Annotated in this window: 22 protein-coding genes; 8 read left to right on the top strand and 14 right to left on the bottom strand. The window is 68.7% G+C overall.

All coding sequences use genetic code 11. The annotated features are described in order from the left end of the window. From murD to dinB, 10 genes are all read right to left on the bottom strand, one after another. Entirely contained in the window at window positions 1–1,602 is a 1,602-nt protein-coding gene (gene murD / locus AC1MBE_RS16395; protein WP_479779709.1) for a UDP-N-acetylmuramoyl-L-alanine--D-glutamate ligase, read from the bottom strand. Next, window positions 1,584–2,693, bottom strand: a complete 1,110-nt coding sequence (mraY, locus tag AC1MBE_RS16390) for a phospho-N-acetylmuramoyl-pentapeptide-transferase (protein ID WP_479779707.1) — start codon at window positions 2,691–2,693, stop codon at window positions 1,584–1,586. The genes murD and mraY overlap by 19 nt, the downstream gene beginning before the upstream one ends. Beyond that, entirely contained in the window at window positions 2,690–4,213 is a 1,524-nt protein-coding gene (locus AC1MBE_RS16385) for a UDP-N-acetylmuramoyl-tripeptide--D-alanyl-D-alanine ligase (protein ID WP_479779705.1), read from the bottom strand. The genes mraY and AC1MBE_RS16385 overlap by 4 nt, the downstream gene beginning before the upstream one ends. A gap of 6 nt (window positions 4,214–4,219) precedes the next feature. After that, window positions 4,220–5,881, bottom strand: coding sequence for a UDP-N-acetylmuramoyl-L-alanyl-D-glutamate--2,6-diaminopimelate ligase (locus AC1MBE_RS16380; protein WP_479779703.1), 1,662 nt, complete (start codon window positions 5,879–5,881; stop codon window positions 4,220–4,222). Window positions 5,882–5,992: 111 nt separating this feature from the next. Next, a complete protein-coding gene (locus tag AC1MBE_RS16375; RefSeq protein WP_479779702.1) occupies window positions 5,993–7,795 on the bottom strand; it encodes a peptidoglycan D,D-transpeptidase FtsI family protein in 1,803 nt (600 codons plus the stop codon). A gap of 45 nt (window positions 7,796–7,840) precedes the next feature. After that, entirely contained in the window at window positions 7,841–8,503 is a 663-nt protein-coding gene (gene ftsL, locus AC1MBE_RS16370; RefSeq protein WP_479779700.1) for a cell division protein FtsL, read from the bottom strand. Continuing rightward, the gene (rsmH, locus tag AC1MBE_RS16365; protein ID WP_479779698.1) at window positions 8,500–9,501 is read right to left on the bottom strand and encodes a 16S rRNA (cytosine(1402)-N(4))-methyltransferase RsmH; all 1,002 of its coding nucleotides are present in this window, start codon (window positions 9,499–9,501) and stop codon (window positions 8,500–8,502) included. Before rsmH ends, ftsL begins: the two co-directional genes overlap by 4 nt. 224 nt (window positions 9,502–9,725) lie before the next feature. Further along, window positions 9,726–10,154, bottom strand: coding sequence for a division/cell wall cluster transcriptional repressor MraZ (gene mraZ, locus AC1MBE_RS16360; protein ID WP_056740915.1), 429 nt, complete (start codon window positions 10,152–10,154; stop codon window positions 9,726–9,728). 403 nt (window positions 10,155–10,557) lie between these two features. Then, window positions 10,558–10,929, bottom strand: a complete 372-nt coding sequence (locus tag AC1MBE_RS16355; protein WP_479779697.1) for a DUF3040 domain-containing protein — start codon at window positions 10,927–10,929, stop codon at window positions 10,558–10,560. A 332-nt stretch (window positions 10,930–11,261) separates the two neighbouring features. After that, window positions 11,262–12,500: a DNA polymerase IV gene (dinB, locus tag AC1MBE_RS16350; RefSeq protein WP_479779695.1), complete on the bottom strand. Its 1,239-nt coding sequence runs from the start codon at window positions 12,498–12,500 to the stop codon at window positions 11,262–11,264. Between the two features lie 73 nt (window positions 12,501–12,573). Here dinB and AC1MBE_RS16345 point away from each other — a divergent pair, with 73 nt between their 5' ends. Together AC1MBE_RS16345 and AC1MBE_RS16340 are read left to right on the top strand one after the other, a co-directional pair. Then, on the top strand, window positions 12,574–13,116 hold the full coding sequence (locus AC1MBE_RS16345) for a hypothetical protein (RefSeq protein WP_479779694.1): 543 nt from the start codon (window positions 12,574–12,576) through the stop codon (window positions 13,114–13,116). Next, window positions 13,113–14,207, top strand: a complete 1,095-nt coding sequence (locus AC1MBE_RS16340; RefSeq protein WP_479779692.1) for a polyprenyl synthetase family protein — start codon at window positions 13,113–13,115, stop codon at window positions 14,205–14,207. The genes AC1MBE_RS16345 and AC1MBE_RS16340 overlap by 4 nt, the downstream gene beginning before the upstream one ends. Before the next feature lie 99 nt (window positions 14,208–14,306). On the opposite strand, the gene AC1MBE_RS16335 is transcribed toward AC1MBE_RS16340, so the two are convergent. Further along, window positions 14,307–14,660 carry an Rv2175c family DNA-binding protein gene (locus tag AC1MBE_RS16335; RefSeq protein WP_346959077.1) on the bottom strand — a complete coding sequence of 118 codons (354 nt, stop codon included), beginning with the start codon at window positions 14,658–14,660 and terminating at the stop codon, window positions 14,307–14,309. Window positions 14,661–15,011: 351 nt separating this feature from the next. Between AC1MBE_RS16335 and AC1MBE_RS16330 the strand changes: the two genes are divergently transcribed. After that, window positions 15,012–16,427: a lytic transglycosylase gene (locus tag AC1MBE_RS16330; protein ID WP_479779690.1), complete on the top strand. Its 1,416-nt coding sequence runs from the start codon at window positions 15,012–15,014 to the stop codon at window positions 16,425–16,427. 99 nt (window positions 16,428–16,526) lie between these two features. Next, window positions 16,527–18,644: a Stk1 family PASTA domain-containing Ser/Thr kinase gene (locus AC1MBE_RS16325; protein ID WP_479779688.1), complete on the top strand. Its 2,118-nt coding sequence runs from the start codon at window positions 16,527–16,529 to the stop codon at window positions 18,642–18,644. A gap of 116 nt (window positions 18,645–18,760) precedes the next feature. On the opposite strand, the gene AC1MBE_RS16320 is transcribed toward AC1MBE_RS16325, so the two are convergent. Further along, window positions 18,761–20,143 (bottom strand): class II 3-deoxy-7-phosphoheptulonate synthase, encoded by a 1,383-nt coding sequence (locus AC1MBE_RS16320; RefSeq protein ID WP_479782672.1) that lies wholly within the window; start codon window positions 20,141–20,143, stop codon window positions 18,761–18,763. Between the two features lie 110 nt (window positions 20,144–20,253). Next, window positions 20,254–20,994, bottom strand: coding sequence for a lysophospholipid acyltransferase family protein (locus tag AC1MBE_RS16315; protein ID WP_479779686.1), 741 nt, complete (start codon window positions 20,992–20,994; stop codon window positions 20,254–20,256). A 111-nt stretch (window positions 20,995–21,105) separates the two neighbouring features. On the opposite strand from AC1MBE_RS16315, the gene AC1MBE_RS16310 reads away from it, so the two are divergent. Genes AC1MBE_RS16310 through AC1MBE_RS16300 form a run of 3 tightly spaced genes read left to right on the top strand, consistent with a single transcriptional unit; the run spans window position 21,106 to window position 23,310 of the window. Continuing rightward, complete coding sequence (locus AC1MBE_RS16310; protein ID WP_479779684.1) at window positions 21,106–21,972, top strand: alpha/beta hydrolase; 867 nt, start codon at window positions 21,106–21,108, stop codon at window positions 21,970–21,972. After that, on the top strand, window positions 21,969–22,772 hold the full coding sequence (locus AC1MBE_RS16305) for an alpha/beta hydrolase (protein ID WP_479779682.1): 804 nt from the start codon (window positions 21,969–21,971) through the stop codon (window positions 22,770–22,772). Before AC1MBE_RS16310 ends, AC1MBE_RS16305 begins: the two co-directional genes overlap by 4 nt. Next, window positions 22,765–23,310 carry a hypothetical protein gene (locus AC1MBE_RS16300; protein ID WP_479779680.1) on the top strand — a complete coding sequence of 182 codons (546 nt, stop codon included), beginning with the start codon at window positions 22,765–22,767 and terminating at the stop codon, window positions 23,308–23,310. The genes AC1MBE_RS16305 and AC1MBE_RS16300 overlap by 8 nt, the downstream gene beginning before the upstream one ends. Before the next feature lie 32 nt (window positions 23,311–23,342). Here the strand turns inward: AC1MBE_RS16300 and AC1MBE_RS16295 are convergent, their stop codons facing one another. Then, complete coding sequence (locus AC1MBE_RS16295) at window positions 23,343–24,431, bottom strand: ROK family glucokinase (protein ID WP_479779678.1); 1,089 nt, start codon at window positions 24,429–24,431, stop codon at window positions 23,343–23,345. Between the two features lie 188 nt (window positions 24,432–24,619). On the opposite strand from AC1MBE_RS16295, the gene AC1MBE_RS16290 reads away from it, so the two are divergent. Next, window positions 24,620–26,440, top strand: coding sequence for an AMP-dependent synthetase/ligase (locus AC1MBE_RS16290; RefSeq protein WP_479779677.1), 1,821 nt, complete (start codon window positions 24,620–24,622; stop codon window positions 26,438–26,440). Window positions 26,441–26,453: the final 13 nt, after the last annotated feature.

Raw genomic sequence — 26,453 nt, 5'->3', positions numbered from 1 at the left:
CTACTCCTCGGTGGTCTGAGCCTGCCCTTCCACGAGCTCGCGGACAGCTTCGATGAAGGCGTCGCCACGGTGAGCATAGGAAGAGAACTGATCCATGGATGCAGCTGCCGGGGCCAGCAGCACAGTGTCCCCCGGGGCGGCCAGCTGCGCCGCCGATGCTACGGCCCGTGCCATCACAGTCTCACCAAAGATCGGTGAGGGGGCTGCGTGGGCGTGGGCCGTTTCGGCAGTCTGCACCTCTTCAGTCTCGCCCTTGGCCTGGCCGATCACGGGGACATCCGGCGCGTGTCGCTGGAGCGAGGCCAGCAGGTCCGACGAGTCCGCGCCGATCAGCACCACGGCCTTGAGCCGGGCGGCGTTGTCCCGGACCAGTGAGTCGTAATTCACACCCTTGGACAGCCCTCCGGCGATCCAGACCACGTCCTGGAACGCGGACAGCGCGGCCGCGGCGGCGTGCGGGTTGGTGGCCTTGGAGTCGTTGATCCAGAGCACACCCTCGTGCCGGGCGACCGGCTGGATGCGGTGGTCCCCCGGCAGGTAGTTCTGCAGCCCCCGGCGGACGGCGGACGGTTCCACGCCGTAGGCCCGGACGAGGGCGGCCGCGGCCAGGGCGTTGGCCACCATGTGCCGGGGCGCCACCGGCCCCAGGTCGGACATCGCGGCCAGCTCGGCGGCGCTGTCCTTGCGCTCGGGGATGAACGCACGGTCCACCAGCAGGCCTTCGACGACGCCGATCATGCTGATCGCCGGCGTGAGGGTGGTGAAGCCCACCGCGCGGCAGCCCTCCACCACGTCGGCGTCTTCGACCATCCGCTCGGTTTCGATCTGCTCGGCGTTGTAAATGCATGCCTTCTGCGTGCGCTCGTAGACCTTGGCTTTGTCCGCCAGGTAGGAGTCGTAGGAGCCGTGCCAGTCCACGTGGTCTTCGGCGACGTTGAGGCAGACGCTGGCAACCGGCGACACGGAGTGGCTCCAGTGCAGCTGGAAGCTGGAGAGTTCGACGGCGAAGACGTCATAGTCCACCGGGTCGCGGAGGGCGTCGAGGATCGGCGTGCCGACGTTGCCGACCGCAATCGCCTTGAGGCCCGCGGCCTGCAGCATCGATTCGGTCAGGCCGACGGTGGTGGTCTTGCCGTTGGTGCCGGTGATCGTGAGCCAGTCCGCGGTCTTGCGGCCCTTGCGTTCGCGCACCCGCCAGGCGAGTTCGACGTCGCCCCAGATCGGGATGTGCGCCCGGGCGGCAGCGGCGAGCAGGGCCTGGTCGGGCCGCCAGCCGGGTGAGGTGACGATCAGTTCGGGCATTTCGCCGTCGACCCTGGGCACTGAGTCCACGGCGTCCTCGCCGAGGAGCACGTCCGCGGCGCCGACAATCCGGAGGGTGTCCGCCTGGGCGCGGGCCTTGGCGCTGTCCGCGGCATCCACCACGACGACGCGGGCGCCGAGCTCAATCAGGGTGTCCGCGGCGGCGAAGCCGGAAATCCCGATGCCGGTGACAACCACGCGGAGCCCGGCCCAGTCCGAGTCCCAGCTCGTCAGGTGCTCCAGCCGCGGCGAACTGGACAACGGTTCCGGAATAATGCCGCTCACAGCAGCACCACCCATTCGGCGTAGAAGATGCCCAGGCCGGCGGCGACGAAGAGCCCGCAAAGGATCCAGAACCGGACCACGACGGTGACTTCCGCCCAGCCCTTGAGTTCGAAGTGGTGCTGCAACGGGGCCATCTTGAAGAAGCGCTTTCCCTTGGTGATCTTGAAGTAGCCGACCTGGATGATCACCGAGAGGGTGATCAGCACGAAGAGGCCGCCGATGAAGGCGAGCAGCAGTTCGGTGCGGGACAGGATGGCGAAGCCGGCGACGGCGCCGCCGATTGCCAGCGACCCGGTGTCGCCCATAAAGATCTTCGCCGGGGACGTGTTCCACCACAGGAAGCCGACCAGGGCGGCGCTCAGGATGGCGGCGAGCAGGGCGAGGTCGAGCGGGTCGCGGACGGTGTAGCAGCCGCTGCCGGCCTGGCGGGGTGAGCCGCAGGCCTGGTTGCTCTGCCAGATCCCGATGATCGTGTAGGCACCGAAGACCATCACGGACGCGCCGGCGGCCAGGCCGTCGAGGCCGTCGGTGAGGTTCACCCCGTTGGTGGCGGCGGTGACGATCAGGTTGGACCAGAGCACGAACAGGATGGCGCCGAGCACGGTGCCGCCGAACGCGAGGTTCAGCCACGGGATGTCGCGGACCAGGGAGATCTGGTAGGACGCTGGCGTGACGTTGTTCTCGTCCGGGAAGTTCAGGGCCAGGATCGCGAAGATGATGCCGACCGCTGCCTGCAGGATCAGCTTGGCCTTGGCGTTCAGGCCCAGGCTGCGCTGCGCCGAAATCTTGATGAAGTCGTCCAGGAATCCGACAAGGCCCATCCCGACCATGAGGAAGAGCAACAGCAGCGCGGAGGCGGACGGGCCCGGCGACCGGGGGTTCATCATCCACATCACCAGGTGCGTGATGCCGTAGCTGACCAGCACCGCGACCACGACGACGGTGCCGCCCATGGTGGGTGTGCCGCGCTTGGTGTGGTGCGAGGTGGGCCCGTCGTCCCGGATGAACTGTCCGTAACTCTTGCGGACCAGGAAGCGGATAAAGAGCGGGGTGCCCAGGAAGGACAGCAGCAGGGCCAACCCGGAGCCCATCAGCAGTGCGATCACGGCAGCGTGCTCCCTTCAGCGGTGGTCGCCGCGGTGGATTCAGCAGCGGTCCCGGCAGGATCCCCGGCAGCCGCCTCCGGTGCCAGTGGGGGTAATGCTATCCGATCCCCCAGATGGCGCAGTCCGATGCTGTTGGAGGACTTGAAGAGGACCAGGTCGCCGGGCTCGAGTTCGGAGCGCAGGATCTCGTAGGCTTCGTCCACGGTTTCGGCGAACAGGCATTCATCTCCCCAGGAGCCCTCGTTGACCGCGGAAACGTAGAGGGCGCGGGCCTGGCGTCCGATCACCAGCAGCCGGGAGATATTGAGCCGGACCACCTGGGTGCCGACGGCGGTGTGCTCGCGGATGGAGTCTTCGCCGAGTTCCAGCATGGCGCCGAGCACGGCCCAGGTCCGGCGGCCGCGGCCCAGGTCCGCGAGCGTGCGCAGGGCGGCGCGCATGGACTCGGGGTTGGCGTTGTAGGCGTCGTTGATGATGGTCACACCGTCGGGGCGCTCGGTGCGTTCCATCCGCCAGCGGCTTGCCGCTTTCTGGGCGCTCAGCGAGGCGGCGATCTGCGCGCCGGGGATTCCGGCGGCGTGCGCAGCGCCGGCCGCGGCCAGCAGGTTGCCCACGTGGTGGGCCCCGATCAGCTTGGCCGAGACGTGGTGGCGGGCGCTGTCGCCCGGAAGCAGGAGGTCGAATTCCGGGTTGCCTGCGGCGTTCAACTCGACGTCCTCGGCCTGCACGGCGGCGCCTTGGCCGGCCCGCGCGGGCTGTGCGGAGAAGCCGAGGACCGTTGCGGACGTGCGGGCGGCCATGGCAGCCACGCGGGCGTCGTCCAGGTTCAGCACGGCCGTGCCGTCGGCGGGCAGGGCTTCAACCAGTTCGCCCTTGGCCAGGGCGATGTTCTCGACCCCGCCGAATTCGCCGGCGTGGGCCGTGCCGACGGCCAGCACCACGCCGATCTCCGGGCGGACCATGTCCGCGAGGTAGCGGATGTGGCCGATGCCGGTGGCGCCCATCTCGATCACGAGGTAGCGGGTCTCGAACCCGGCCTTGAAGACGGTCAGCGGGACGCCGACTTCGCCGTTGTAGGAGCCCTGCGGCGCTACCGTCTCGCCGTCTTCGGCGAGGATTCCGGCCAGCAGGTCCTTGGTGGTGGTCTTGCCCGCGGACCCGGTGATACCGATCACGGTGAACGCCGCTCCCCCGGCGGCGCGGCGGGCGCGGATCCGGCGGACGGCCTCGGCGGCGAGGGCGCCCATGGCCAGCACGGAGTCCTCGACGACGACGGCCGGGTAGTTGCGCCCGTCGGCGTCGGCCACGTCCTGCTGGACGAGGGCCAGGACGGCTCCGCGGTCGAACGCGGCGGCCACGAAATCGTGCCCGTCGGCGGCGTCGCCCGGCTTGGCCACATAGAGGGAACCCGCCGTGGCTTCGCGGGAGTCGGTCACCACAGAGCCGGGCGTGATGCCCGGTTCGGCGGCCAGCCGGCCGTTGGTTATTTCGGCGATTTCCGCCGCGGTAAATGCAATCATCTCGGTTTAGGACTCTATCCGCTGGTCATCGAGAACGGTGAATCCTCGTGCTGTCAAGGCGGAGCGCAGCTCCACCCGGTCATCGAGCGCCAGGTTGACGCCCTTCACCTCCTGCCAGACCTCGTGGCCGCGGCCGGCGACCAGGATCGTGTCCTCCGGGGCGGCGAGTTCCACCGCTTTGCGGATGGCTGCGTCGCGGGGGAAAACCTCCAGCACCGTGCAGTCAAGGTGTTCGGCGGCCTTGGCCTCGAGGGCCCCGGCCAGCACATCGGCGCGGATGGCGGCGGCGTCCTCGTCGTGCGGGTCGTCGTCGCTGACGATCACAATGTCCGCGAGCCGGGCCGCGATGGCCCCCATCGCGGGCCGTTTGCCCTGGTCGCGCTGGCCGGTGGCGCCGAAGACGATGATCACCCTGGAGCCCGGCTGCGGTGAGCGCACGGCTTCCAGCGCGCGGGCGAGGGCGTCCGGGTTGTGGGCGAAGTCGACCACGGCGGCCGGGGCCGTTGCCACGAGCTGCATGCGGCCGGGGACGGCCACGGTGAAGGGGTCCGCACTGTCGAGGGCGGCCTGCACTTGCGCCGGGGCGGCGCCGCCGGCCAGGACCATGGCCGTGGCCAGGGCGGCGTTGGCCACGTTGAAGCTTCCGGGCAGGCCGGTGTGCACGCGCAGTTCGGTGCCGTCCCGGTGCCGCAGGCTGAACTCGGTGCCGAGTCCGCGCGGCTGCGGGTCCAGGACCCTCCAGTCCGCTGCCGGGCCGCCCGCGTCGCCGTCCCCTGCGCCGGTGTTCGTGGCGAGGGTGGTGACGGGGATGCCGGCGCCGACGGCGAGCTTCCGGCCCCATTCGTCGTCGACCGTCACGACGGCGGCGCGGGCGCGCTGTGCCGTGAAGAGCCGGGCCTTGGTCTCGAAATACTCCTCCATGGTCCCGTGCAGGTCCAGGTGGTCCTGCGTCAGGTTGGTGAAGCCGGCGACGTCGAACACCACGCCGTCGACCCGGTGGAAGGAGATGGCGTGCGAGGACACTTCCATCGACGCGGCATCGAGGCCGCGTTCGCGCATTAGCGCCAGCAGGGCGTGGACGTCGGTTGACTCGGGGGTGGTGAGCAGGCTGGGGATCGCTTCGCCGCCGGCCAGGATCTCGATGGTTCCGATCAGCCCGGTCTTCTGGCCCAGCGCCTGCAGCAGGGAGTTGATGAAGTAGGTGGTGGTGGTCTTGCCGTTGGTCCCGGTGACGCCGTACAGGGCCGGCGACGCGCCGTTCTCCGGCCGGCTCCGGTAGATCAGTGCGGAGAGGCGCCCGACGAGGCTGCGCGGCACCGCGGCCAGCAGCACCGGCACCGCGATGTCGTTGGAGAGCGCCAGCAGGCGCGCCCCGGCGTCGTCGGTCAGCACCGCGACGGCGCCGGCGTCCACCGCCTGGGAGACGAAGTCCGCGCCGTGCCGGGTGGCGCCGGGGAGCGCTACGTACAGGTCCCCCGGCAGGACCGTCCGGGAGTTCAGCGAGATCCCGGTCACCGCGACGGCGGCGGAGGCTCCGGGAACGACGACGCCGATCCACTCACCAATGGTTTCCAGCGGCACCGGGGCGACCGACGTGGGCCGGAACGCCGACGTGGAGTCCTGGCCGGACGGCGCGGCTGCCGCGTCCTGGGCATTGAGCTCTGACAAGGGGATCTCCGTTGCGGTGCTGGGGCATCGGGCGCCGCGCGCGGAGAAGGCCCCGCACGCAGGCCGTGCTGCGTGGAACTGGTTGGTGCTGCTGACTCGTGGTGCTGGATGCTACTTGGCGTACTGCGGCAGCCGGACCGGCTTCCCGGTGGACGGCTCCACATTGTACGTGCGCAGCGTCTGGCTCATCACCGAACGGAAGACTGGCCCGTTGGTGATGCCGTAGATGCTGCCCTTGGGCCGTTGCAGGACCACTTCAACAATAAACCGCGGATCGTCCATCGGCGCCATCCCCACCATCGAGGCGGTGTAGCCGCAGAAACCGGACTTGCCGTCGTCGCACGGTGACTCGGAGGTGCCGGTCTTGGCCCCCACACGGTACCCGTCAATCGCGGCGTCCTTGATTTCGCCCTCGGTGACGGCGCTCTCCAGGATGTCCCGCACCTGCCGGGCGGTGTCTTTGGACACAACCTGCCGGCTGGGCTTGGCCGGGACCTTCTCCTCGGAGCCGTCGGGGCTGATGTAGCTGTCGATCAGGCGCGGCTGGAGCATCACGCCGCCGTTGGCGATGCTCTGGTAGGCGCGGACCGTTTGCAGGGTCGACTGGGCAACGCCCTGGCCGAACAGCACGGTGTACTGCTGGCGCCCGTCCCACTGGTCGGCGGGCGTCAGGATGCCCTTGGCCTCGGCGGGCAGGCCGATGTCCGGCGCCTCGCCGATGCCGAACTTCTGCAGCCAGTCGTGCCGCTTCTGCTTGCTGAGCCGCTGGCCCACCATGACCGTGCCGGTGTTCATGGAATAGCCGACGATGCCCGCCAGCGTGCGTTGCTCGGTGCCGTGCTCGAAGGCGTCGGTGAACGTCTGGCCGTCCACGGTGTACGTCGGCGGAATGGTGAATTTGTCCAGCGGGCGGGCGGTGCCCTCCTCGATTGCGGAGGCGGCGGTGATCATCTTCTCCACCGAGCCCGGCTCATAGGCGGCGGTCACCGCCCGGACGCCGCGATCCTTGGCGTCCACCTTGCCGGGATCATTGGGGTCCGGTGCGTCGGTGTCCGCCATCGCGATGATGTTGCCGTTTTTGGCGTCGGCGACGACGATGATGCCCCACTCGGCGCTGAGTTTGTCCTTCTGGCTCTGGATGGCCTGCTGGGCGAAGTACTGCAGGTCCGAGTTCAGGGTGAGCTTGATGTCCTTGCCGTTGACGGCCGGCGTGAACTGGTCCACGCCCACCGGGATCCGCAGCCCGTCGGCGCCGATTTCGAAGAGCCGCTTGCCCGCGGTGCCACGGAGCACCTCGTCCTGGGTTTGTTCGAGGCCGGCCTGGCCGGTGGTGCCGTCCTTGAGGAAGCCCACGATGCCGCCGGCAACGGAGCCGTTGGGGTAAACACGCTTGCTGGTGCCCTCGGTGACGATGCCGGGGATCTGGAGCTTGGATATGCGGTCCTCGACGTCGGGCCGGATGTCCTTGGCCACGATGTAGTAGCGCTGGGTTCCGGTCAGCGCCGCCTTGAGGTCGTCCTTTCTCATGCCCAGCACGGTGGCGAGCTCTTCGATGCCCTGGTCCCGGGGGATCTTGACGACCGTGTCCTTGCCCTCGACTTTTTCAAGCCGCGGGAAGGATTCGGTGTTGGTGTTCACGGTCTGGTCCACCACGACGTTGTAGCGGATCACGCTGCTGGCCAGGACCGTGCCCCGGGAGTCGAGGATGCTGCCCCGCTCCGCGGGCAGCTCAATCGGCTTGAGCCGGTTCTGCAGTGCCGCCTCGGCCATGCCGCCGACGTCGAGGCCCTGGACCAGGAACAGCTTCCCGCCGACCACCAGCAGGAGCGAGAGCATGATGCCCAGCCCGAGCCGCAACCGCCGCGTGGCGCTCGGCGTCTTGCCTGTGCGTGCCTTGCCGGTGTTCTGCGCCACGATGTTTCCTTGCTGCTTGCCTGGCTGGTCGGTTGGTCCCGTCCGCTACTTACCGGGGGCCTTCTGCGCGGGGGCGGGGACGGACCCACCGTGCAGGTCCACGGCCGGCGCGGGCGCCTTGACGGCCGGGGCCTGCGCAGCCGGTGCGGCGGCCGCGGGGGCCGTGCTGGGCTCGGCCGGCTTGCGGTTGAGCAGCGGCTCGGCCTCCGACACCGAGGGGACCACATTGATCTGGCCCGCAACGGCCGGCGCGGCAATGACGGCGCCGGGGGCGTCGCCCTTGACTGCCGGTTTGGCCTGCCCGGTGACAGACAGGGTGGACAGGTCGATCTGGCCCTTGCCGGCGGAGGCCACCATGCCCAGTTCCGTGGCCTTGGCGGCCAGGTTCTGCGGGGCATCAAAGTTCTGTACCTGCTGGGTGAGGTCCTGGTTCTGCTTGGTCAGCGTTGACTGTTTGGCCCGCAGTTCCACCAGCTGGTACTGCGCCGAGGAGACGGAGATGTTCAGGACCAGCACCGCCATCAACGCCAGCGCCAGGATCCCGAAGCACATCACGACGAACGGTGCCCGGCGTTTGCGCGGAACAGTCCGGACGACGGAGAGCGGGGTGCGGGACTTGCGGACGGGCGCAGCCGGCTGCAGGTCCGTGAGGGCACGGGCGGTGGCAGCGGTGGCAACGGGGAAGCTGTTGACGGCGGCGGTGCTCATGCGACTCTCCTGGCTTTGATACGTTCCACGGCGCGGAGCCTGGCGGAAGCGGCGCGTGGGTTTTCTGCGATTTCTGCTGCGGTGGGCACCTCGGTGCCCTTCGTCAGGGTCTTGAGTTCGGCCTTGTGTTCCTCGAGCTCCACCGGGAAGCCGAGCGGAGCCGAGGACTTGGAGCCGGCCTGGAAGACCCCCTTGACGATCTTGTCTTCCAGCGAGTGGTAGGACATCACAACGACCCGGCCGCCCAGGGCGATCGCGGCCACGGCGGCCGGGATCGCACGCTCCAGGACTTCGAGTTCCTCATTGACCTCGATCCGGAGCGCCTGGAAGGTCCGCTTCGCGGGGTGGCCGCCGCTCTTGGCGGCACCGGCGGGAACGACGGCGCGGATGGTCTCGACAAGTTCCCCGGTGGTGGCGAAAGGCTTCTGCGCCCGGGCCGCCACAATCCGGTTGGCGATCCGGCCGGCGAACTTCTCTTCGCCCCACTTCCGGATGATCCGGACGAGGTCCTCTTCGCTGTAGTTGTTGACGATGTCGGCGGCGGTCTGGCCGCGGCTGGTGTCCATCCGCATGTCCAGCGGCGCGTCGAAGGAATAGGCGAAGCCGCGTTCCCGCTCATCCAGCTGCAGGGAGGAGACGCCAAGGTCCATCAGGATGCCGTGGACCTCGTTGAAGCCCAGGTCCGCCAGGACGTCGGGGATCTCGTCGTACACCGCGTGGACCAGGTCGATCCGGTCGGCGAAAGGCGCCAGGCGTTCCCCGGCCAGGGCGAGCGCCTCCTCGTCACGGTCGATGCCGATCAGGTGCAGATCCGGGAACCGCTGCAGCATCGCTTCGGAGTGCCCACCCATGCCCAGCGTGGCGTCGACGACGACGGGCGTCTCGCCGCGGCGTCGGGCCTCTTCGAAAGCCGGTGCCAACAAATTGATGCACCGGTCCTTGAGGACCGGTACATGGCGTTCGGACGTAGGCTTCGCCTGGTTGGAGTCGTCACTCATGCCTGCGTCCTTTCGTTGCTGGGAGTGGCTGTCAGGTCCTGCTGCGGATCGTGCTCTTTGATCTTGCTTGCGGCTTTGCTGCTTCTTGATCCAGATCCCCATCCGCGCCTACCCTGCGGTCCGCCTGGCTCCGGGGAAGTGAGCCAGGTGAACTGCCGGATGGGCGGCTGGAGATCTCGGTCAAGAAACGGGTGGTGCTGGTGGTGCCGGCGCCTGCGGGGTTTTTAGAGGATCCCCGGGATGGCGTCGTCGGTTTCCGAGAAGGCGGTTTCCTTTTCGGCCAGGTACTCGTTCCAGGCCTGGGCGTCCCAGATCTCCGCCCGGGTGCCGGCGCCGATGACGGCCAGCTCCCTGCCGAGACCTGCGTACTCCCGGAGCGCCGGCGGAATCGTCACGCGCCCCTGCTTGTCAGGTACCTCGTCGGAGGCTCCAGAGAGGAAAACGCGGATGTAGTCGCGAGCCTGCTTGGAGGAGATTGGAGCCTCCCGCATCTGCTCGTGAACCCGGCCGAATTCCGCCTCGCTGAAGACGTAGATGCAACGTTCCTGGCCCCGTGTGAGAACCAGGCCGGCGGCGAGTTCCTCGCGGAACTTCGCCGGGAGGATGATGCGACCCTTTTCATCCAGACGCGGCGAATGTGTGCCGAGAAACACGGCCCACCGCCTGTCTGTTGTAGGAAGTCCAACGTCCCCTGTGCTGCCACTACCCTCTTACGTCCTCCACATTACTCCACTTCGCTCCCCCGTCAACGACATCCGGTGTATTTCGACCCATTTTCGGCAGTTTTTCGGCCAAATTTTCCTTGGGAACAAAGGGAAGCCTCAAAAGTGGGGCGCAGTGGAGGGATTTGCGCTGGGCGTGCCACCCATCGGCTGCTCCCTAACCGCCGTTTAGGCACCCCAAAAGGGCGGCGTCGGAGCAATCGACGCATGAAACCCGTGGAAACGACGGTCAGTTAAACGGCGAAAGACCCGCCGAAGCGGGTCTTTCGTGGCCTAAGGAAGTCTTAGTGGTGCGGAATGGAGGATCCGGGGTGGCCGCAGAAGCAGCCCTGCCTCAGGAGTCCCCGCGGTGCCGTTCCTCCCAGCGCTCCTCAAGGCTGCTCATAAAGGAACTGCGCGGCTTGCCGGACTTTCCGCCGGCGGCCCCCGGCCTGGCCTTGCCGCCTGAGCTGCGCATCGTGGCGAAGTAAACGCCGGCGCCCATCACGACGAAGCCAAGCACACCTACCACAATGCTCTGCAACGAGACGCCCAGCAACAGCAGCAGGATGCCCGCGAGGGCGCCGAGGACCCCGATGACCAGATGACGGGTGGACCAGGAACGACCCGGATCCGAGCCCATCGAACTGGCAAACTTGGGATCGTCCTCGTGCAGCTGCTTCTCAAGTTGCTCCAGCAACTTCTGTTCGTGCTCCGAGAGCGGCATCACGACCTCCTTAAGTCGGCCAACGTCCGGACTTGACGCGGCCCTTGTCCCTAAACCCCTAACGACCGGGCTTCCCGGCTGGTTCCCGCTTCCCGTTCCCATTTCCCGTCGTTGGTGAAATGCGGATCCGCGGTTCCCTGTGAGGTGTTTAGTTGGCTGGCCGGCAACCCGAACGTTTGATCCGGTCGTTCTAAAACTGCGTATACCTAAGGATAGTTTGTTGCGCCCTGTTCTGAAAGACGCCGGCCCTGCTCCGCGGCGCCGGGAGGGCCCTTGCGCGCAGCCGGATCCGCACCCCGGCCGGGACGGCCTGGTTCCCGCAGGCTTTGAGTTCAGCCGGGGCCGGGTCCCGGGTCCAGCAGCCGGGCCGGGAGGACCGATTTGTTGCCGAACTTGCGGGTGACGCGGTCCAGCGCCTGCTCCGCCGCGCGCCAGTTGTCATCCCGGCGGTCCAGGCTAAGCTGCAGCGGCGCCTGGGCGGCTTCCTCGAGCTGCTCCGCCCGGATTCCGATCAGGCGCACCGTCATGGGCCGCTGGCCCACGGACTCCAGCAATTGCACCGCGACGCCGTAGAGCAGCTGGGCGCTGTCGATCGGGGTGCTGACGGTGCGGCTTCGGGTGATCGTGGAGAAGTCCGCGTAACGCAGCTTCAGCGCCACGGTCCGGGCGTGCATGCCGGCGCTCCTCAGCCGCTCCGCCGTGCGGTGCGAGAGCCGCAGCAGCTCGCGGTGCAGCAGGGCGTCGTCGGCCGTGTCCACCGCAAACGTCTCTTCCGCCCCGATGCTCTTTTCCAGCCGGACGGGGGTCACCGGCCGGGGATCGATGCCCCAGGACAGGCGGTAGACGTGCTCCCCCGTGGCTCCGAGGATCTTCCGCAGGGACGGCAGCGGCGTCGCGGCTACATCGGCGACGGTCCGGATGCCCATCCGGGCGAGCACCTCGACGGTCTTGGCACCGACGCCCCAGAGCGCGTTGACCGGCAGGGTGTGCAGGTACGGCACCGTCTCGTCCGGGCCGATCAGCAGCAGGCCGTCCGGCTTGCACCGGGTGGACGCGATCTTGGCGACGAACTTGCTGGCCGCGATGCCCACCGACGCCGTAATGCCCAGTTCACCTTCCACCCGGCGGCGGATCAGTTCGCCGATTTCCCGGGGCGGGCCGAGGCGCCGGATGGCGCCGCCGACGTCGAGGAAGGCCTCGTCGACGCTCAGCGGCTCCACAAGGTCGGTGATCGACCCGAAGATGGCCATAATCTGGCCGGAGACTTCGTAGTACAGCTTGTGGCGGGGTTCGATGATGGTGGCCGAGGGGCACATCCGCGCCGCGACCGCCATCGGCATCGCGGACTTGACGCCGAATTTGCGGGCCTCGTAGGAGGCCGACAGCACCACGGACCGGTCCGCGGGGTAGCCGACGATCACGGGCCGGCCCTTGAGCTCTGGCCGGCTGCGGAGCTCCACCGAGACAAAGAAAGCGTCCATGTCCACGTGCAGGATGCTGCTGCGCCGGAGTTCGCGAAGCCTGGCTTCGCTGTTCTGTTCCCCATGCTGATTTTCGCTGTCCGGCCCCACACAACAATCCTATCCGCAGCGACTGACTAAACTGGAGGCTGAATCCGGCGTCAACACCAGGAGGAAGACCCCCGTGAAGGTTATTGGAGAGCGCAACCGCGCCGTGACGGCACTGGCCGCCGCCGGCGCTTTGCTGGCCCTGGCCGCGTGCACCCCCGCCCCCGGGGCCACGGCGGCGTCGTCGCCGACGGCCTCGGGGTCAACGTCCGCGGCACAGTCCACCGCCCAGGCCTCCACCACGGCCCCTCCCAGCCCCTCAGCCGAACCCGGCACTTCCGCCACCGTGGGCGCCCTGGTGGAAGGCTTCCCGAAGACCCTGCTCCCGGTGATGCCGGGCGCCCAGGTGGAATCCAGCAGTTACGACAAGACCGACACCCCGGCCACGGTCGCCATGGTGGCAAAAATCAGCTCGCCGGCCGCCGGAGTCGTGGCGTTCTACAGCAAGAAGCTGGAGAGCCAGGGGTTCAAGGCCGTCCCCGGTGAGAAAGTCGGGTCGGTGGCCTCCAAGGATTTCCTGCGCGGGGGCAATGAAACCGTGAACCTCGCCGTCGTGGAGACGGCCGGCGTCTCCACTTTCACCATCGGCGCCAACGTCGCCGCGAAGTCCGTCAAGTGAGCCTGGCCGAACAACTCCGGGTGGAGCAGACGGACTTCGTGGCCGCCGTCGCCGGCAAGCTGACCGATTTCCTGACCGCCCGCACCACCGTCATGTCCGCCATTTCCCCGGACATCGATCCCTTGATGGGCTCCATCTCCAACCTTGTCACCGGCGGCAAGCGCCTCCGCGCCCTGATGTGCTACTGGGGCTGGCGCGGCGCGGGCGGCGACGCCGGGGCCTGCGAAGTGGTCACGGCCGGCTCCGCGCTGGAGCTGTTCCAGGCCGCAGCACTGATCCACGACGACATCATTGACCGGTCGGACACCCGCAGGGGCGGCCCCAGCGTGCACCGCCGCTTCACCGAGCTGCACGCGAGCCAGGGCTGGGCGCTGGATCCGGAGCGCTTCGGCCATGCCGCCGCCATCCTGACCGGCGACCTCTGCCTGTCCTTCAGCGAGGAATCGTTCACCGAAATCGGCGACCGGGCCGCTTCCGGCAGCCAGGCCCGGCTCATCTTCAACCTGATGCGCGCCGAGGTCATGGCCGGCCAGTACCTGGACATCCTCGAGGAAGTCGCCGGCCCGCACCGCGACCGAGCCGGTGCCGTCAGCCGGGCCCAGTCCATCATCCGCTTCAAGTCGGCCAAGTACTCCACCGAGCACCCGCTCGCGCTGGGCGGCGCACTGGCCGGCGCCTCGGACGAGCTGCTGCGCGGCTACTCGGCGTTCGCGCTCCCCCTCGGCGAGGCCTTCCAGCTCCGCGACGACGTGCTGGGAGTCTTCGGCGACCCGGTCACCACCGGCAAGCCGGCCGGCGACGACCTCCGGGAGGGCAAGCGTACGGTGCTGGTGGCGTTCGCACTCGACCAGGCCGCGCCGGCGGAATCGAGCTTCATCGACGCCAAGCTCGGCAGCCCGGACCTGACCGCCGGGGATGTCGAGGAAATCCGCCGGATCATCGTCGACTGCGGTGCGCTGCAGGCCACCGAGGTCCTGATCGAGGAATTCGGCCGGGCCGCCTTTGACGCCCTGGACCTGCTGCCGCTGGACGAGCTGCCCAAGACGGCGCTCCGCAAGCTTGCCGAGGCCGCGGTCAGCCGCACCGCTTAACCAAGCACTTAGCCGGGCTACAGCCAACCCGGGTACAGCAAAGGCCGTGCACAGCGCCAGGCGCCGTGCACGGCCTTCATCGTGCTGACAGGAAGGGGCCTACCAGGCCATGGTCTGCGCGCGGCGGCGGATTTCAGTCTTGCGTCCTTCGCGGAGCGCGTCGATCGGGCGCCCGCGCAGGGACTCGTCCGGGGTGAACAGCCAGGTGATGAGTTCTTCGTCCGAATAGCCGGCGTCGGAGAGGACAACGATGGTGCCCTTCAGGCTCTCCACGGCGTGGCCGTCCTGGATGAACGCCGCCGGGACGGAGCGGATCCGCCGGTCACCAATCCGGATCGCTGCCAGCGCGCGTTCGTCCAGCAGGGCATGAACCTTGGTGATGGAAACGTTCAGCAGCTGGGCTACGTCGGGCAGGGGCAGCCATTCGCCTACAAGGCTTTCTACAGTACTCACGGATCAAGATTGCCATGCCGGACCGGAATGCGCCTAGTCAGCCACGACCCGCCGCCGCGACCTCTTAATACAGTCGTACTTAATACCTCCCGGGACAAGGCTCCTGAGTGCTCCGAAATGGCCGCCCCGGCGCGCCTTCCCCTCGCGCCGGTCCGGGCAGGCCCGCGGGCGGCGGCGACACGCGCCGAACGCCCGTGGTTGCAGAATGTCAAACAGTTCTTGTGCTAATTCGCAATTCATGAGAGATTTGCTTAGATCACATTTGTAACTGCAGTATCTTTAGTCACACTGTTAACACCAGTAACACCGGCCTGAACTGCAGCGTCCGCCGCTGAGAAGAGGATTTTTCCCATGACGACGTCACGTTCGCCAAAAACCAACCCGAGGCCCGGCCTCCCGCTGATTGCGGCGACGACGGCGGCGCTGCCCGCTGTCGTGCTTTCCTCCCTGGCAATCGCCCAGCCGGCCGCTGCGGAATCCCGGCCCCGGGCCATCCCGGCGACGCTGGCGGCCGCGATGAAGGCCCAGGGCGTGGCCCCCACCTCGCAGCCGTCCACGCTGATTCCTGCCGGGTCCGTCCCCGCCACGCTCCCCGCCGGACTCCGCCCGGCGAAGGTCTCCGCCCCGGCGCAGTACACGATTGTGCGCGGCGACACCATCAGCGGGATCGCCGCCAGGTACGGCCTGAGCACCCAGTCCGTCCTGACGCTGAACAAGCTGCGCGCCAATTCGGTGATCTACCCCGGCCAGAAGATCAAGCTCACCGGCACAGCCGCCGCCCCCGCGAAAGCTGCGGCGGCCAAGCCCGCACCCGTCCGGGCCAGCGTCAGCGGCGGCACCGTCTACACCGTCAAGCCCGGCGACACCCTGAGCGGCATCGCTGCCCGCCACGGCGTCAAGCTGTCCGAGGTCTTCAGCCGCAACGGGCTGACCATGCGCTCGGTGATCTACCCCGGCCAGAAGATCAAGATCGGCGCCGGCACGGCCGCGCCCGCCCCGGTCCGCACCGCGGCACCGAAGCCCGCACCGGCCCGGCCCGCGGCGCCGAAGCCCGCGGCCGCCCCGGCGAGTTCCGGTTCCTACACCATCAAGTCAGGCGACACCCTCTCCGGCATCGCGGCCCGGCACGGCGTGAAGCTCTCGGCCGTTCTCTCGGCAAACCGGCTGACCATGAGCAGTATCATCTACCCCGGCAACAAGCTCGTCATTCCTGGCGCGAGCACGGGGACCATCAAGCCTTCGTCGAGCACGCCGGTTACCCCCGTCACCCCCGCCGCGCCGCTGGTACCCAGCTCGTTCCTGGGCTTCAGCTACCCTGCAGCGGTCGTCAGCTCCGCCAACCAGAACAAGGCGCTGCTCAACGCTTCACCGGTTCCCACGCGCGAGCAAATGAAGCAGATTGTGGCCGACACGGCGCGCCGGATGGGCGTGGAACCGTCCCTGGCCCTGGCCTTCGCCTACCAGGAATCCGGCTTCAACCACCGCTCGGTGTCCCCCGCGAACGCGATCGGCACCATGCAGGTCATCCCGTCCTCCGGCGGGTGGGCCTCTGACCTCGTGGGCCGCAAGCTGAACCTGCTGGACCCGTATGACAACGCCACGGCCGGCGTCGCCATCATCCGCCAGCTGGTCAGCACCAGCAAGAACCTGGACTACGCGATCGCCGGTTACTACCAGGGCCAGTATTCGGTGAACACCAGGGGAATGTACGAAGATACGAAGGCCTACGTGGCTTCGATCAAGAGCCTGAAGAAGACCTTCAGCTAAAACCACCGGCGCGGGGCCAAGGCCGCCGCCGCGTAACGATACGGGCCCGGGTTGCATGTCAATCCGGGCCCGTTTCCGTGCAGAGCTTAGGATCAAAGGGTGCAGGAATACACATCGGACGCTCTCGTCGGGACCCTGGTGGACAACCGGTACCTGATTCGCTCAAAGCTGGCCCGCGGCGGGATGTCCACCGTCTACCTCGCCACCGACCGGCGGCTCGAGCGGGACGTGGCGCTCAAGGTCCTGCATCCGCACATGGCCGGGGACCCGCAGTTCCTGGACCGGCTGGGCCGCGAAGCCAAGGCGGCGGCCCGGCTCTCACACCCGCACGTCGTCGGGGTCCTGGACCAGGGTGAGGACGGCCCGCTGGCCTACCTGGTGATGGAGTTCATCAAGGGTCACACGTTGCGGGATGTGATCAAGGACAAAGGCGCCCTCACCCCGCGGCTTGCCCTGGCGCTGATCGATCCCGTTGTCGAAGGCCTCGGAGCCGCCCACGCCGCCGGCCTCATCCACCGGGACGTCAAGCCGGAAAACGTGCTCATCGCCGACGACGGCCGGATCAAGATCGGCGACTTCGGGCTGGCGCGGGCGATCACCACGACCACCAGCACCGGCGCGCTGATCGGGACCGTCGCCTACCTGTCCCCCGAGCTCGTGACGGGCCAGCAGGCCGATGCCCGCAGCGATATCTACTCGTTGGGGATCATGCTCTACGAGATGCTCACCGGACGGCAGCCGTTCGACGGCGAGGTCCCCATCCAGGTTGCCTACCAGCACGTGAACTCCACCGTGGGCCCGCCGTCGGCGCTGGTCCCGGGACTTGCCGAAGAGCTCGACGAGCTGGTGCAGTGGTGCACCGCCAACGACCCCGACAAGCGTCCCGTCGACGGCAACGCCCTGCTCTCGGAACTCCGCCACATCCGGACCAACCTCAGCGACGCCGAACTGGACCTGCGGCCCCCGGCCGCCCTGCCCGCCGCCGCTGCGGCCCCCGGAACCGGCCCCGCGCCGGTCCGGCCCGCCCCGCCCGGGCGCCCGGCCCCCGGGGAAGGGCACACCGAAGTGCTCGGCGGCCTCCAGCAGCACACCGAAGTCATCAGCCGTGGCAGCAACCCGACCACCGTCTTGTCCGGCATGCCCCGGCCGGGCGCCTACGGCCCGCTCGCTGCCCCGGAGGAACGCGGGTTCGGCGCCTATGCGGAGGACGCCTCCGCCGGCCGGCCGGAACCCGCCAGCAAGCGGGCCCAGCGCAAGCAGGACCGCGACGACGAGAAGGCCCGGCAGCGGGCGGCAGCAACACCCAGCCGCAGTCTGCGGACCGGCAACCCGCGGCGCCGCGGACTGGCCTGGATCCTGGTGCTGGTCCTGGTGGCGCTGCTCGCGGCCGGTGCCGGCTGGTTCTTCGGCATGGGGCCGGGGTCCCCGGGAACTATTCCGCAGCTGGCCAACAAGACCGTGGCCGAGGCGCAGCAGTTACTCCGCACGGCCGGATTCGAGTCGACCACCCGGGATGTCTTTGATGACAACGTATCCCCCGGGCTGGTGGTGGCCTCGGAGCCGCAGGCCGGTCAGGTGGTCCGCAAGTTCCAGTCCGTCTCGCTCGCCGTTTCCAAGGGCCCGGAACTTTTTCCCCTCCCGGAGCTGACCGGCAAATCGCTGGACGCGGCAAAGACGGCGCTCAACGGCGCCGGGATGGCGCTGGGCCCCGTCACGGAACGCTATGACGAGACGGCAAAAGCCGGGACCGTGCTGGCGCAGAAACCCGGGAAGGGCACGCCGGCCAAGCACCGGACGCCCGTCGGCCTGACAGTCTCCAAGGGGCCGCAGCCGATCCCGGTGCCCGACGTCCGCGGCCAGGACCAGGAGGCCGCGGTAAAGGCCATCGAGGCCGCAGGGCTCAAGGCCGTCGTGGCCCCCGAGCCGGTCTTTGACCGGGACGTGCCCAAGGGGGCCGTCGCCAGCCAGGACCCGGCCACCGGGAACCTGACGAAGGGCGGCGCCGTGACCCTGACGATCTCCAAGGGACCGAAACTCGTGGACGTCCCCAGCTTCATAGGCAAGCAAGCCAGCGAAGCCCGCAAGCAACTCGAGGCGCTCGGGTTTGAAGTCCGGATCGAGAACATCTTCGGAGGCTTCTTCGGCACCGTCCGGGAACAGGATCCCAAGGACACCCGCGCCCCCGAAGGCTCCGTTGTCACGCTCAAGGTGGTCTAACCAGGAGCCCGGCCGCTCGGCCCGCACTCCGCAAGTCCTCCAGAAACAGCACCGCCCCGGCTGAACCCAGCCGGGGCGGTGCTGTTTGCCTGCTGTCCCACGGCGCCGGTCCGCGCCTAGCGCTTGGCGAGGGCTCCCGCCACCAGGAACGCCATTTCGAGGGACTGCATGTGGTTCAGCCGCGGATCGCAGACCGACTCGTAGCGGTCCAGGAAAGCGTCCTGGTCGATCGGGTCAGCGCCGCCAAGGCACTCGGCCACATCGTCGCCGGTCATTTCCACGTGCAGGCCGCCCGGGACGGTGCCGAGGCCGTGGTGCACCTCGAAGAACCCGCGCACCTCGTCGATGACGTCGTCGAAGTTGCGGGTCTTGTAACCGTTCGGCGAGGTGACCGTGTTGCCGTGCATCGGGTCGGTGACCCAGAGGACCTGCGCGCCGGAGGCGGTGACGCGTTCGACGATGGGCGGCAACTTCTCCCGGATGTTCCCGGCACCCATCCGGGTGATGAAGGTCAGCCGGCCCGGCTCCCGGTTCGGATCCAGCTTGTCGATCAGGCGCAGGGCGTCCTCGCCCGTGGTTGACGGGCCCAGCTTGACGCCGATCGGGTTGCGGACGCGGGACAGGAAATCGACGTGCGCGTGGTCCAGTTCCCGGGTGCGCTCCCCGATCCACAGGAAGTGCGCCGAGGTGTCGTACGGCAGGCCGGTCCGCGAGTCGATGCGGGTCAGGGCGCGTTCATAGTCCAGCAGCAGGGCCTCGTGGCTGGCGTAGAACTCCACGCGCTTGAGCGCCTCGAAGTCAGCCCCGCAGGAGGCCATGAACTTGATGGCCCGGTCGATGTCGCGCGCCAGCGACTCGTAGCGTGCGTGCGCCGGGTTCTCCGTAAAGCCCTTGTTCCACTGGTGGACGAGTCGCAGGTCGGCGAAGCCGCCCTGCGTAAAGGCGCGGATCAGGTTCAGGGTCGACGCCGAGGTGTGGTACGCCTTGAGCATCCGGCTGGCGTCGTGGGCGCGCGACTCCGGGGTGAAGTCGTAGCCGTTGACGATGTCGCCGCGGTAGGCCGGCAGCGTGACGCCTTCGCGGGTTTCATCGTTGGAGGAGCGGGGCTTCGCGAACTGGCCCGCCATGCGGCCCATCTTGATCACGGGCATCGCCGCGCCGTAGGTCAGGACGACGGCCATCTGCAGGATTGTCTTCACCCGGGCGCTGATCTTGTCCGCCGTCGCCGCTTCAAAGGTTTCCGCGCAGTCTCCGCCCTGGAGCAGGAAGGCCTTGCCCTGCGCCGCAGCGGCGAGCCGTTCGCGCAGGATGTCCACCTCGCCGGCGAACACGAGCGGCGGCAGGACCGAGAGTTCCTTCACCGAGGCTTCAAACACTGCGGGGTCAGACCAGCTGGGCTGCTGCGAGGCCGGCAGCTCCCGCCAGTGGTCCAGCCCGGGATAATTCGCGGCACCGCTCTGGGCCGTGCTGGTCAGCGAGCCCAGGGCGGAGCCGGCCAGCGTGGAGTTGTTGAGGGACGTCGAAGGCGCAGATAGCTCAGTCACCCTCTAAGGATAGTTGCCTCCGCAGTGAACGGCGGCCCCCGGCGTCATTGACTGCGGGCGTCCCGTCACACAGTTCCGGGCGTCTCCGGCCCCTGGCCGGCGCCGGCCTCAGGCGCCTCGGTGGCTTTCCCGGCGAGCCGCAGTTTGACCACGGCGGCGTACTCGTCGACGTATTCCTGGCCCGAGAGCCGCATCAGTTCGTACATGATTTCATCGGTGACGGAGCGCTGGATCAGGCGGTCGTCCTCCATGCCGTAGTAGCGGCTGAAGTCCAGGGGTTCACCGAAAATCATGCCGATCCGCCGGATATTCGGCATCCGCTTGCCGATGGGCTGGACCTTGTCGGTGCCGATCATCGCGACCGGGATCACCGGGACCCGGGCCTGCAGGGCAAGCCTGGCGACGCCGACCTTTCCGCGGTAGAGCCGGGCATCGGGGCTGCGGGTGCCCTCGGGGTAAATGCCCAGGAGCGAGCCGTTCTTCAGTACGTCCATCCCGGCGTCGAGCGAGCGGGCGGAGGCCGCTCCTCCGGACCGGTCCATCGGCAGCTGGTTGGTCAGGCGGAAAAAGGCGGCGGTCAGTTTGCCTTTGATTCCCTTTCCGGTGAAGTACTCGGACTTGGCCAGGAACACCACGGGCCGCGGCACCATCAGGGGCATGAAGATGGAGTCGGAGAAAGAGAGGTGGTTGGAGGCAAGGATCGCGGCGCCCTCTGCCGGAACGTTGTCCAGTCCCTTGACCCAGGGCCGGAACAGCGACTTCAGGACCGGCCCAAGAACGAACGTCTTCATGAACCAATAAAACACGTGGTGTACCTCTCCGGCAGGCGTCCGGCCGGCCCTTCCTCGGGCCCGGCCGGGACTTCAATGACACCCTACTCTAGTGAGTTTTGCCGCGAACAGTGACACGATGGGCTCATGAGCGAAAGCAGCACTCCGATGACGCCTGCCGCTTTTCGCTACCCCGGCCACGGCGCCAACGCGGACACCGGAGTCGCCATCTGCCACGGCTTCACCGGAAGCCCCCTCAGCATCCTGCCCTGGGCCGAACACCTGGCCTCCCAAGGCTTTGCGGTCTCCGTGCCGCTGCTGCCCGGACACGGCACCGACTGGCGGGATCTCGCGCGACACGGCTGGCAGGACTGGTACGGCGCCTTCGAGGCCGCCTACCTGGAGCTGGCCGCCGGGACCCGGTCGTGCTTTGTGGCCGGCCTCTCCATGGGCGGGACCATCGCTTTGCGCACCGCAGCCCGGCACCGCGTCGCCGGCGTCGCCGTCGTCAACCCCGGGCTCAGCTTCTACGACCGCCGGGTGCGCTACATCGGGCTGCTTAAATACCTGCAGCGCACCACCGTCCCGCTCCAGGAGGCGGAGTCGACGGCGGCAACTACGCCGGACGGCGACTATTCGCTGACCCCGCTCGCGGCCGTCCACGAGCTGCGCAAGCTCTTCACCGCGACCCTGCGCGAGCTGCCCGCCGTCGATGCCCCGGCGCTGGTGTTCAAGTCCGACGCCGACGCGGTGGTGCCGCCGTCCTCACTGGCGCTGCTGCGCGAACGCCTTGGATCGCGGGAGCTTTCCGTAGTGCGGCTGCCGGACAGCGGCCACGTCGCCACGCTCGACGTCGATGCCCCTACAATTTTCGCGCGGTCCGCCGGCTTCTTCCGCGGGCACGCGGCCCCGTCCGCAACCGAGCCAGCAACCACGTCCGCCGAACAGTCCACCGTCCCCGCCGGCCGCGCGCCGGGAGACACACCACAGCCACGAAACCCGGAGCACCCATGAGCGCAGCCGCCGACCACTCGCCGTTCAGCAGCCCGTTTACCGGCTCCGGCCCCAAGACCGGGGTGGTGGTGTCCCACGGTTTCACCGGCAGCCCGCACGGCGTCCGGGCGTGGGCCGAGTTCCTGGCCGAGGCCGGCTACGCCGTCCGGATGCCCCTTTTGCCCGGGCACGGCACCAGCTGGCAGGAGTTGGCGCGGACACGCTGGCAGGACTGGCATGCGGGGCTGGACGCCGCGTACCTGGAGCTGGCCGGCGAGTGCGACCACGTGGTGGTGGCCGGGCTCTCGATGGGCGGTGCGTTGGCGCTGCGGCTGGCGGCCACCCGCCCGGTGGCGGGGGCAGTGCTGGTCAACCCCGGCCTGGTGATCGATGATCCCCGCGCCCCGCTGGCCGGAACCCTTAAGTTCGTGCTCAAAAGCACCCCGGCGATCGCCAACGACATCCTCAAGGAGGGCGTGGATGAGGGCGCCTACCCGCGGACCCCGGTCGCGGCGGCCCACGAGTTGAACAAGATGTTCAAGGACACCGTACGGTTGCTGCCGCGGATCACCGCCCCGGTCCGGGTCTACCGGTCCGCGGTGGACCACGTCGTCTCCGACGCCAGCCTGGCCGCCCTGCGCCGGGGACTGAGCAACGCCCCGCTGGAGGTGATCCGGCTGGAGAACAGCTACCACGTGGCTACCATGGACAACGACGCGCCCCGGATCTTCCGCGGCACTGCCGACTTCATCCGGTCGGTGGTGGACGGCCACAACCCGGGTGCCCCCAGCGCCAGCCAGAAAGAAACGGCAGATGACTAGATCCGATCCCGACTCCCCCGATCCTGATTCCCCGGACCCCGGCGCCAACCAGGACGACGCCGTCTGGCTGGATCTGGTCGCCAGGCTTGAGGGCACCGATTCCGGTCCTGCCGCCGGCCCGGCTGCCGGAACCCCGGCATCGCGGTCCTTCCGCGACTTCGACCCGCTGGGCCTCGCGGCGCCGGCGCCCCTGGAGCCCCCGGCCGCGCGACGGCCGGACTCCCCCGGCATCGTGGACGACGCTCCGGCGGGCCGGGGCACCGTGACCGGCCCGCGGGACTACGAGCCGGATGAGGACGACGGCGCGTTCGTCCCCGGGGACCCGCCCAGCCTGGCCGGGTCCGATCCCCTGACGGTGCTGGCCTGGCTGGGGGCCGTCGGGGGCCCGGTCGCGCTGCTGCTCTCCGTCATCTTCTGGCGGTCCGCACCGCTGCTGGCGATCGTCGGCATGGTGGCCGCCTTCGCAGCCGCGGTGGTCTTCCTGATCATGAAGCTGCCGCAGGAAAAGGACGAGGACGACGACGGGGCCCGCGTCTAGCCGGACGTTGCCCGGCCGGCCGCGGGCCGGCGCTAACTGCGCATCCGGCTGCTGACCCGGGAGAGGTCCGCGGCGCCGATCAGTCCGGCGTTCGGCCCCAGGGCCGCAAGTTCGATCCTGGCCGCCGGGCGGAAGCCGCGGCCGGTCAGGTTCCGGGCGAAAGCCTTCCGCGCCGGGGCCACGAGCAATTCGCCGGCGTCGCAGAGTCCACCGCCGATCACAAAGGTGCCCGGGTCCAGGGCCGCTGCCAGGTTCGCGAGCCCAAGCCCCAGCCACTCCCCTACCTCTTCGAGCAATTCACGGGCGGTGGGATTGCCGGCCTTGGCGAGCTCCGTCACGATCACGCCGGTGATCCGTTCGGCGTGGCCGTCCACTGCCTTGAGCAGTTCCTGGGCCACCGGCGAGTTCGCCGCGGCCAGTTCCCGGGCCTCCCGTCCGAGCGCGTTGCCTGAGGCGTACTGTTCCCAGCAGCCGCGGTTGCCGCATTCGCAGCGGTGCCCGCCGGGCATAATGATCTGGTGGCCGAATTCGCCGGCGACGCCGAACCGTCCGCGCTCCAGCCGGCCGTCCATCACCATGGCGCCGCCGATCCCGGTGCCGAGGGTGATGCAGACCAGCCGGCTCTCGCCCCGGCCGGCGCCGAAGCGCCACTCCGCCCAGCCGGCGGCGTCGGCGTCGTTGGTCAGCAGCACCGGGCGGCGGAGCAGCCGCTGCAGGTTTTCGCGCAGCGGCTCGTTGCGCCAGGCCAGGTGCGGGCTGAACAGCACGGTGGCACCGTCCAGGTCCATCCAGCCGGCCGCTCCGATCCCGACCGACCAGATGCGGTGGCCGCGGCCCAGTTCCTCCACGAGTTCCACGATCACCTGCTCGACGGCGCGCGGATCGTTGCCGGGCGTCGACCGCCTCGCCTGGCTGAGGATGCGCCCCTCGGCATCCACCACGCCGGCCGCCACCTTCGTGCCGCCGATGTCGACGCCGATCGCCAGGCCCTTGCGTCCGAGCCGCAGGTGTCCGCGGAAGGCGCCCGCCTCCGCGGCGCCGGGAAAGCCCCGCGCCCTGCGCCGCCAGGCGGCCGTCCTGCGCTGCGGTGCGGGCTGTTGCCCGGGTGTTGGTATATGCATCGTGTCCCATTCTAGGGGCCGCAGCAGTAGGCGCAGCCGGGCATCCGGCTCTGCCGCGAAGTGGCGCAACGGGGCCCCTGACCGTAAAGTTACTCGCCAGTAGGTGAAGTGGAACACACCCCGCGGGGGCCACATACTACTGTTAGTCGTACCCCCCTTGCGGGTCAATGGATATCAAAGGAGCTATCGTGCGAGAAATCAGTGTCCCGCCCCTGGTCACCGTCCCACCGGAAACCAACATCACCGACCTGGTGCTGCGCCAAGCCGCCAAGGCGTCCAACCCGGCCCTGTTCTCACGGCTCGACGCCGCGGGCCAGTGGCAGGACGTCCGGGCCACCGATTTCCTCGCCGACGTCTCCCTGCTCGCCAAGGGCCTGATGGCCAGCGGCGTGGGGGCCGGCGACCGCGTCGGCATCATGTCCCGCACCCGGTACGAATGGGCCCTCGTCGACTTCGCGATCTGGTTCGCCGGTGCCGTCTCCGTACCGATCTACGAGACGTCCTCCCCCTCGCAGGTGGCCTGGAACCTCGGCGACTCGGGCGCGGTCGCCGCCTTCGGCGAATCGGCGCACCACGAGGACATCATCCGGCAGGCAGCGACCTCCGAGGGCCTGACCGGCCTGCGGCACGTCTGGCAGCTCGAAGGCGACGCCCTGGACGAGGTCCGCGCCGCCGGCACCGGGATCAGCGATGAGGAACTGGAAGCCCGGCGCAGCCAGGCCTCCCTCGAGGACCTCGCCACGATCATCTACACCTCGGGCACCACCGGGCGGCCCAAGGGCTGCGAGCTGACCCACGGCAACTTCGTGGAGCTTTCCGACAACGTGCTGGCCACGTCGCTGGGCCAGATCGTCCACGAGCAGGCGCGGACCATCATGTTCCTGCCGCTGGCGCACGTCTTTGCCCGCTTCATCTCGGTGCTGGCGGTGGCGGCCGGCGTCACCGTGGCGCACACCCCGGACATCAAGAACCTGCTGCCGGACCTGCAGAGCTACAAGCCGACCTTCATCCTCGCGGTGCCGCGGGTCTTCGAAAAGGTCTACAACTCCGCCCTGACCAAAGCCGAGGACGGTGGCAAGGGCGCCATCTTCCACCGCGCCGCGGAAACCGCCATCGCGTATTCGCGGGCCAGGCAGGCCGGCAAGGTCGGGCTGGGCCTCAAGCTCAAGCACACTTTGTTCGACAAGCTCGTCTACGGCAAGCTCCGCGACGCCATGGGCGGCCAGGTCGCGCACGCGGTCTCCGGCGGCGGCCCGCTCGGCGCCCGGCTCGGCCACTTCTTCCAGGGCATCGGCCTGCAGATCCTCGAAGGCTACGGCCTGACCGAAACCACCGCACCGGTCACGGTCAACACGCCGTCGCTGATCAAGATCGGCACCGTCGGCGCGCCGATCCCCGGCAACGCCGTTAAGATCGCCGACGACGGCGAGATCCTCGCCAAGGGCGTCTGCGTGATGCGGGGCTACTTCAACCGCGAGGACCTCACGGCCGAGACCTTCGAGGACGGCTGGTTCCGCACCGGTGACATCGGCCAGTTGGACGAGCAGGGCTTCCTGACCATCACCGGCCGGAAGAAGGAAATCATCGTCACCGCCGGCGGCAAGAACGTGGTGCCGGCGCTGCTCGAGGACCAGATCCGCGCCGACGCGCTGGTCTCGCAGGTCCTCGTGGTGGGCGACAACCGCCCCTTCATCGGCGCGCTCGTGACCCTCGACGAAGAGGCACTGCCGGGCTGGCTGCAGCGCCACGGCCTCCCGGCGTCGACCACCGTGGCCGAGGCCACCGGGAACCCGGCCGTCACGGCGGCGGTCCAGGAACTCATCAACCGCGCGAACCAGTCCGTGTCGCAGGCCGAGGCCATCAAGTCGTTCCGGATCGTGCCCTCCGACTTCACTGAAGCCTCCGGCCACCTGACGCCGTCCATGAAGGTCAAGCGTGCCCAGGTGATGAAGGACTTCGAGAACGTGATCGAGGAGATGTACTCCGCGAAGCGAACCACCAACGCCTGACACCCCGCGCCAC

The organism is Arthrobacter sp. BG5 (assembly GCF_056680155.1).
This window is presented reverse-complemented; position numbering and strand designations above follow the sequence as displayed.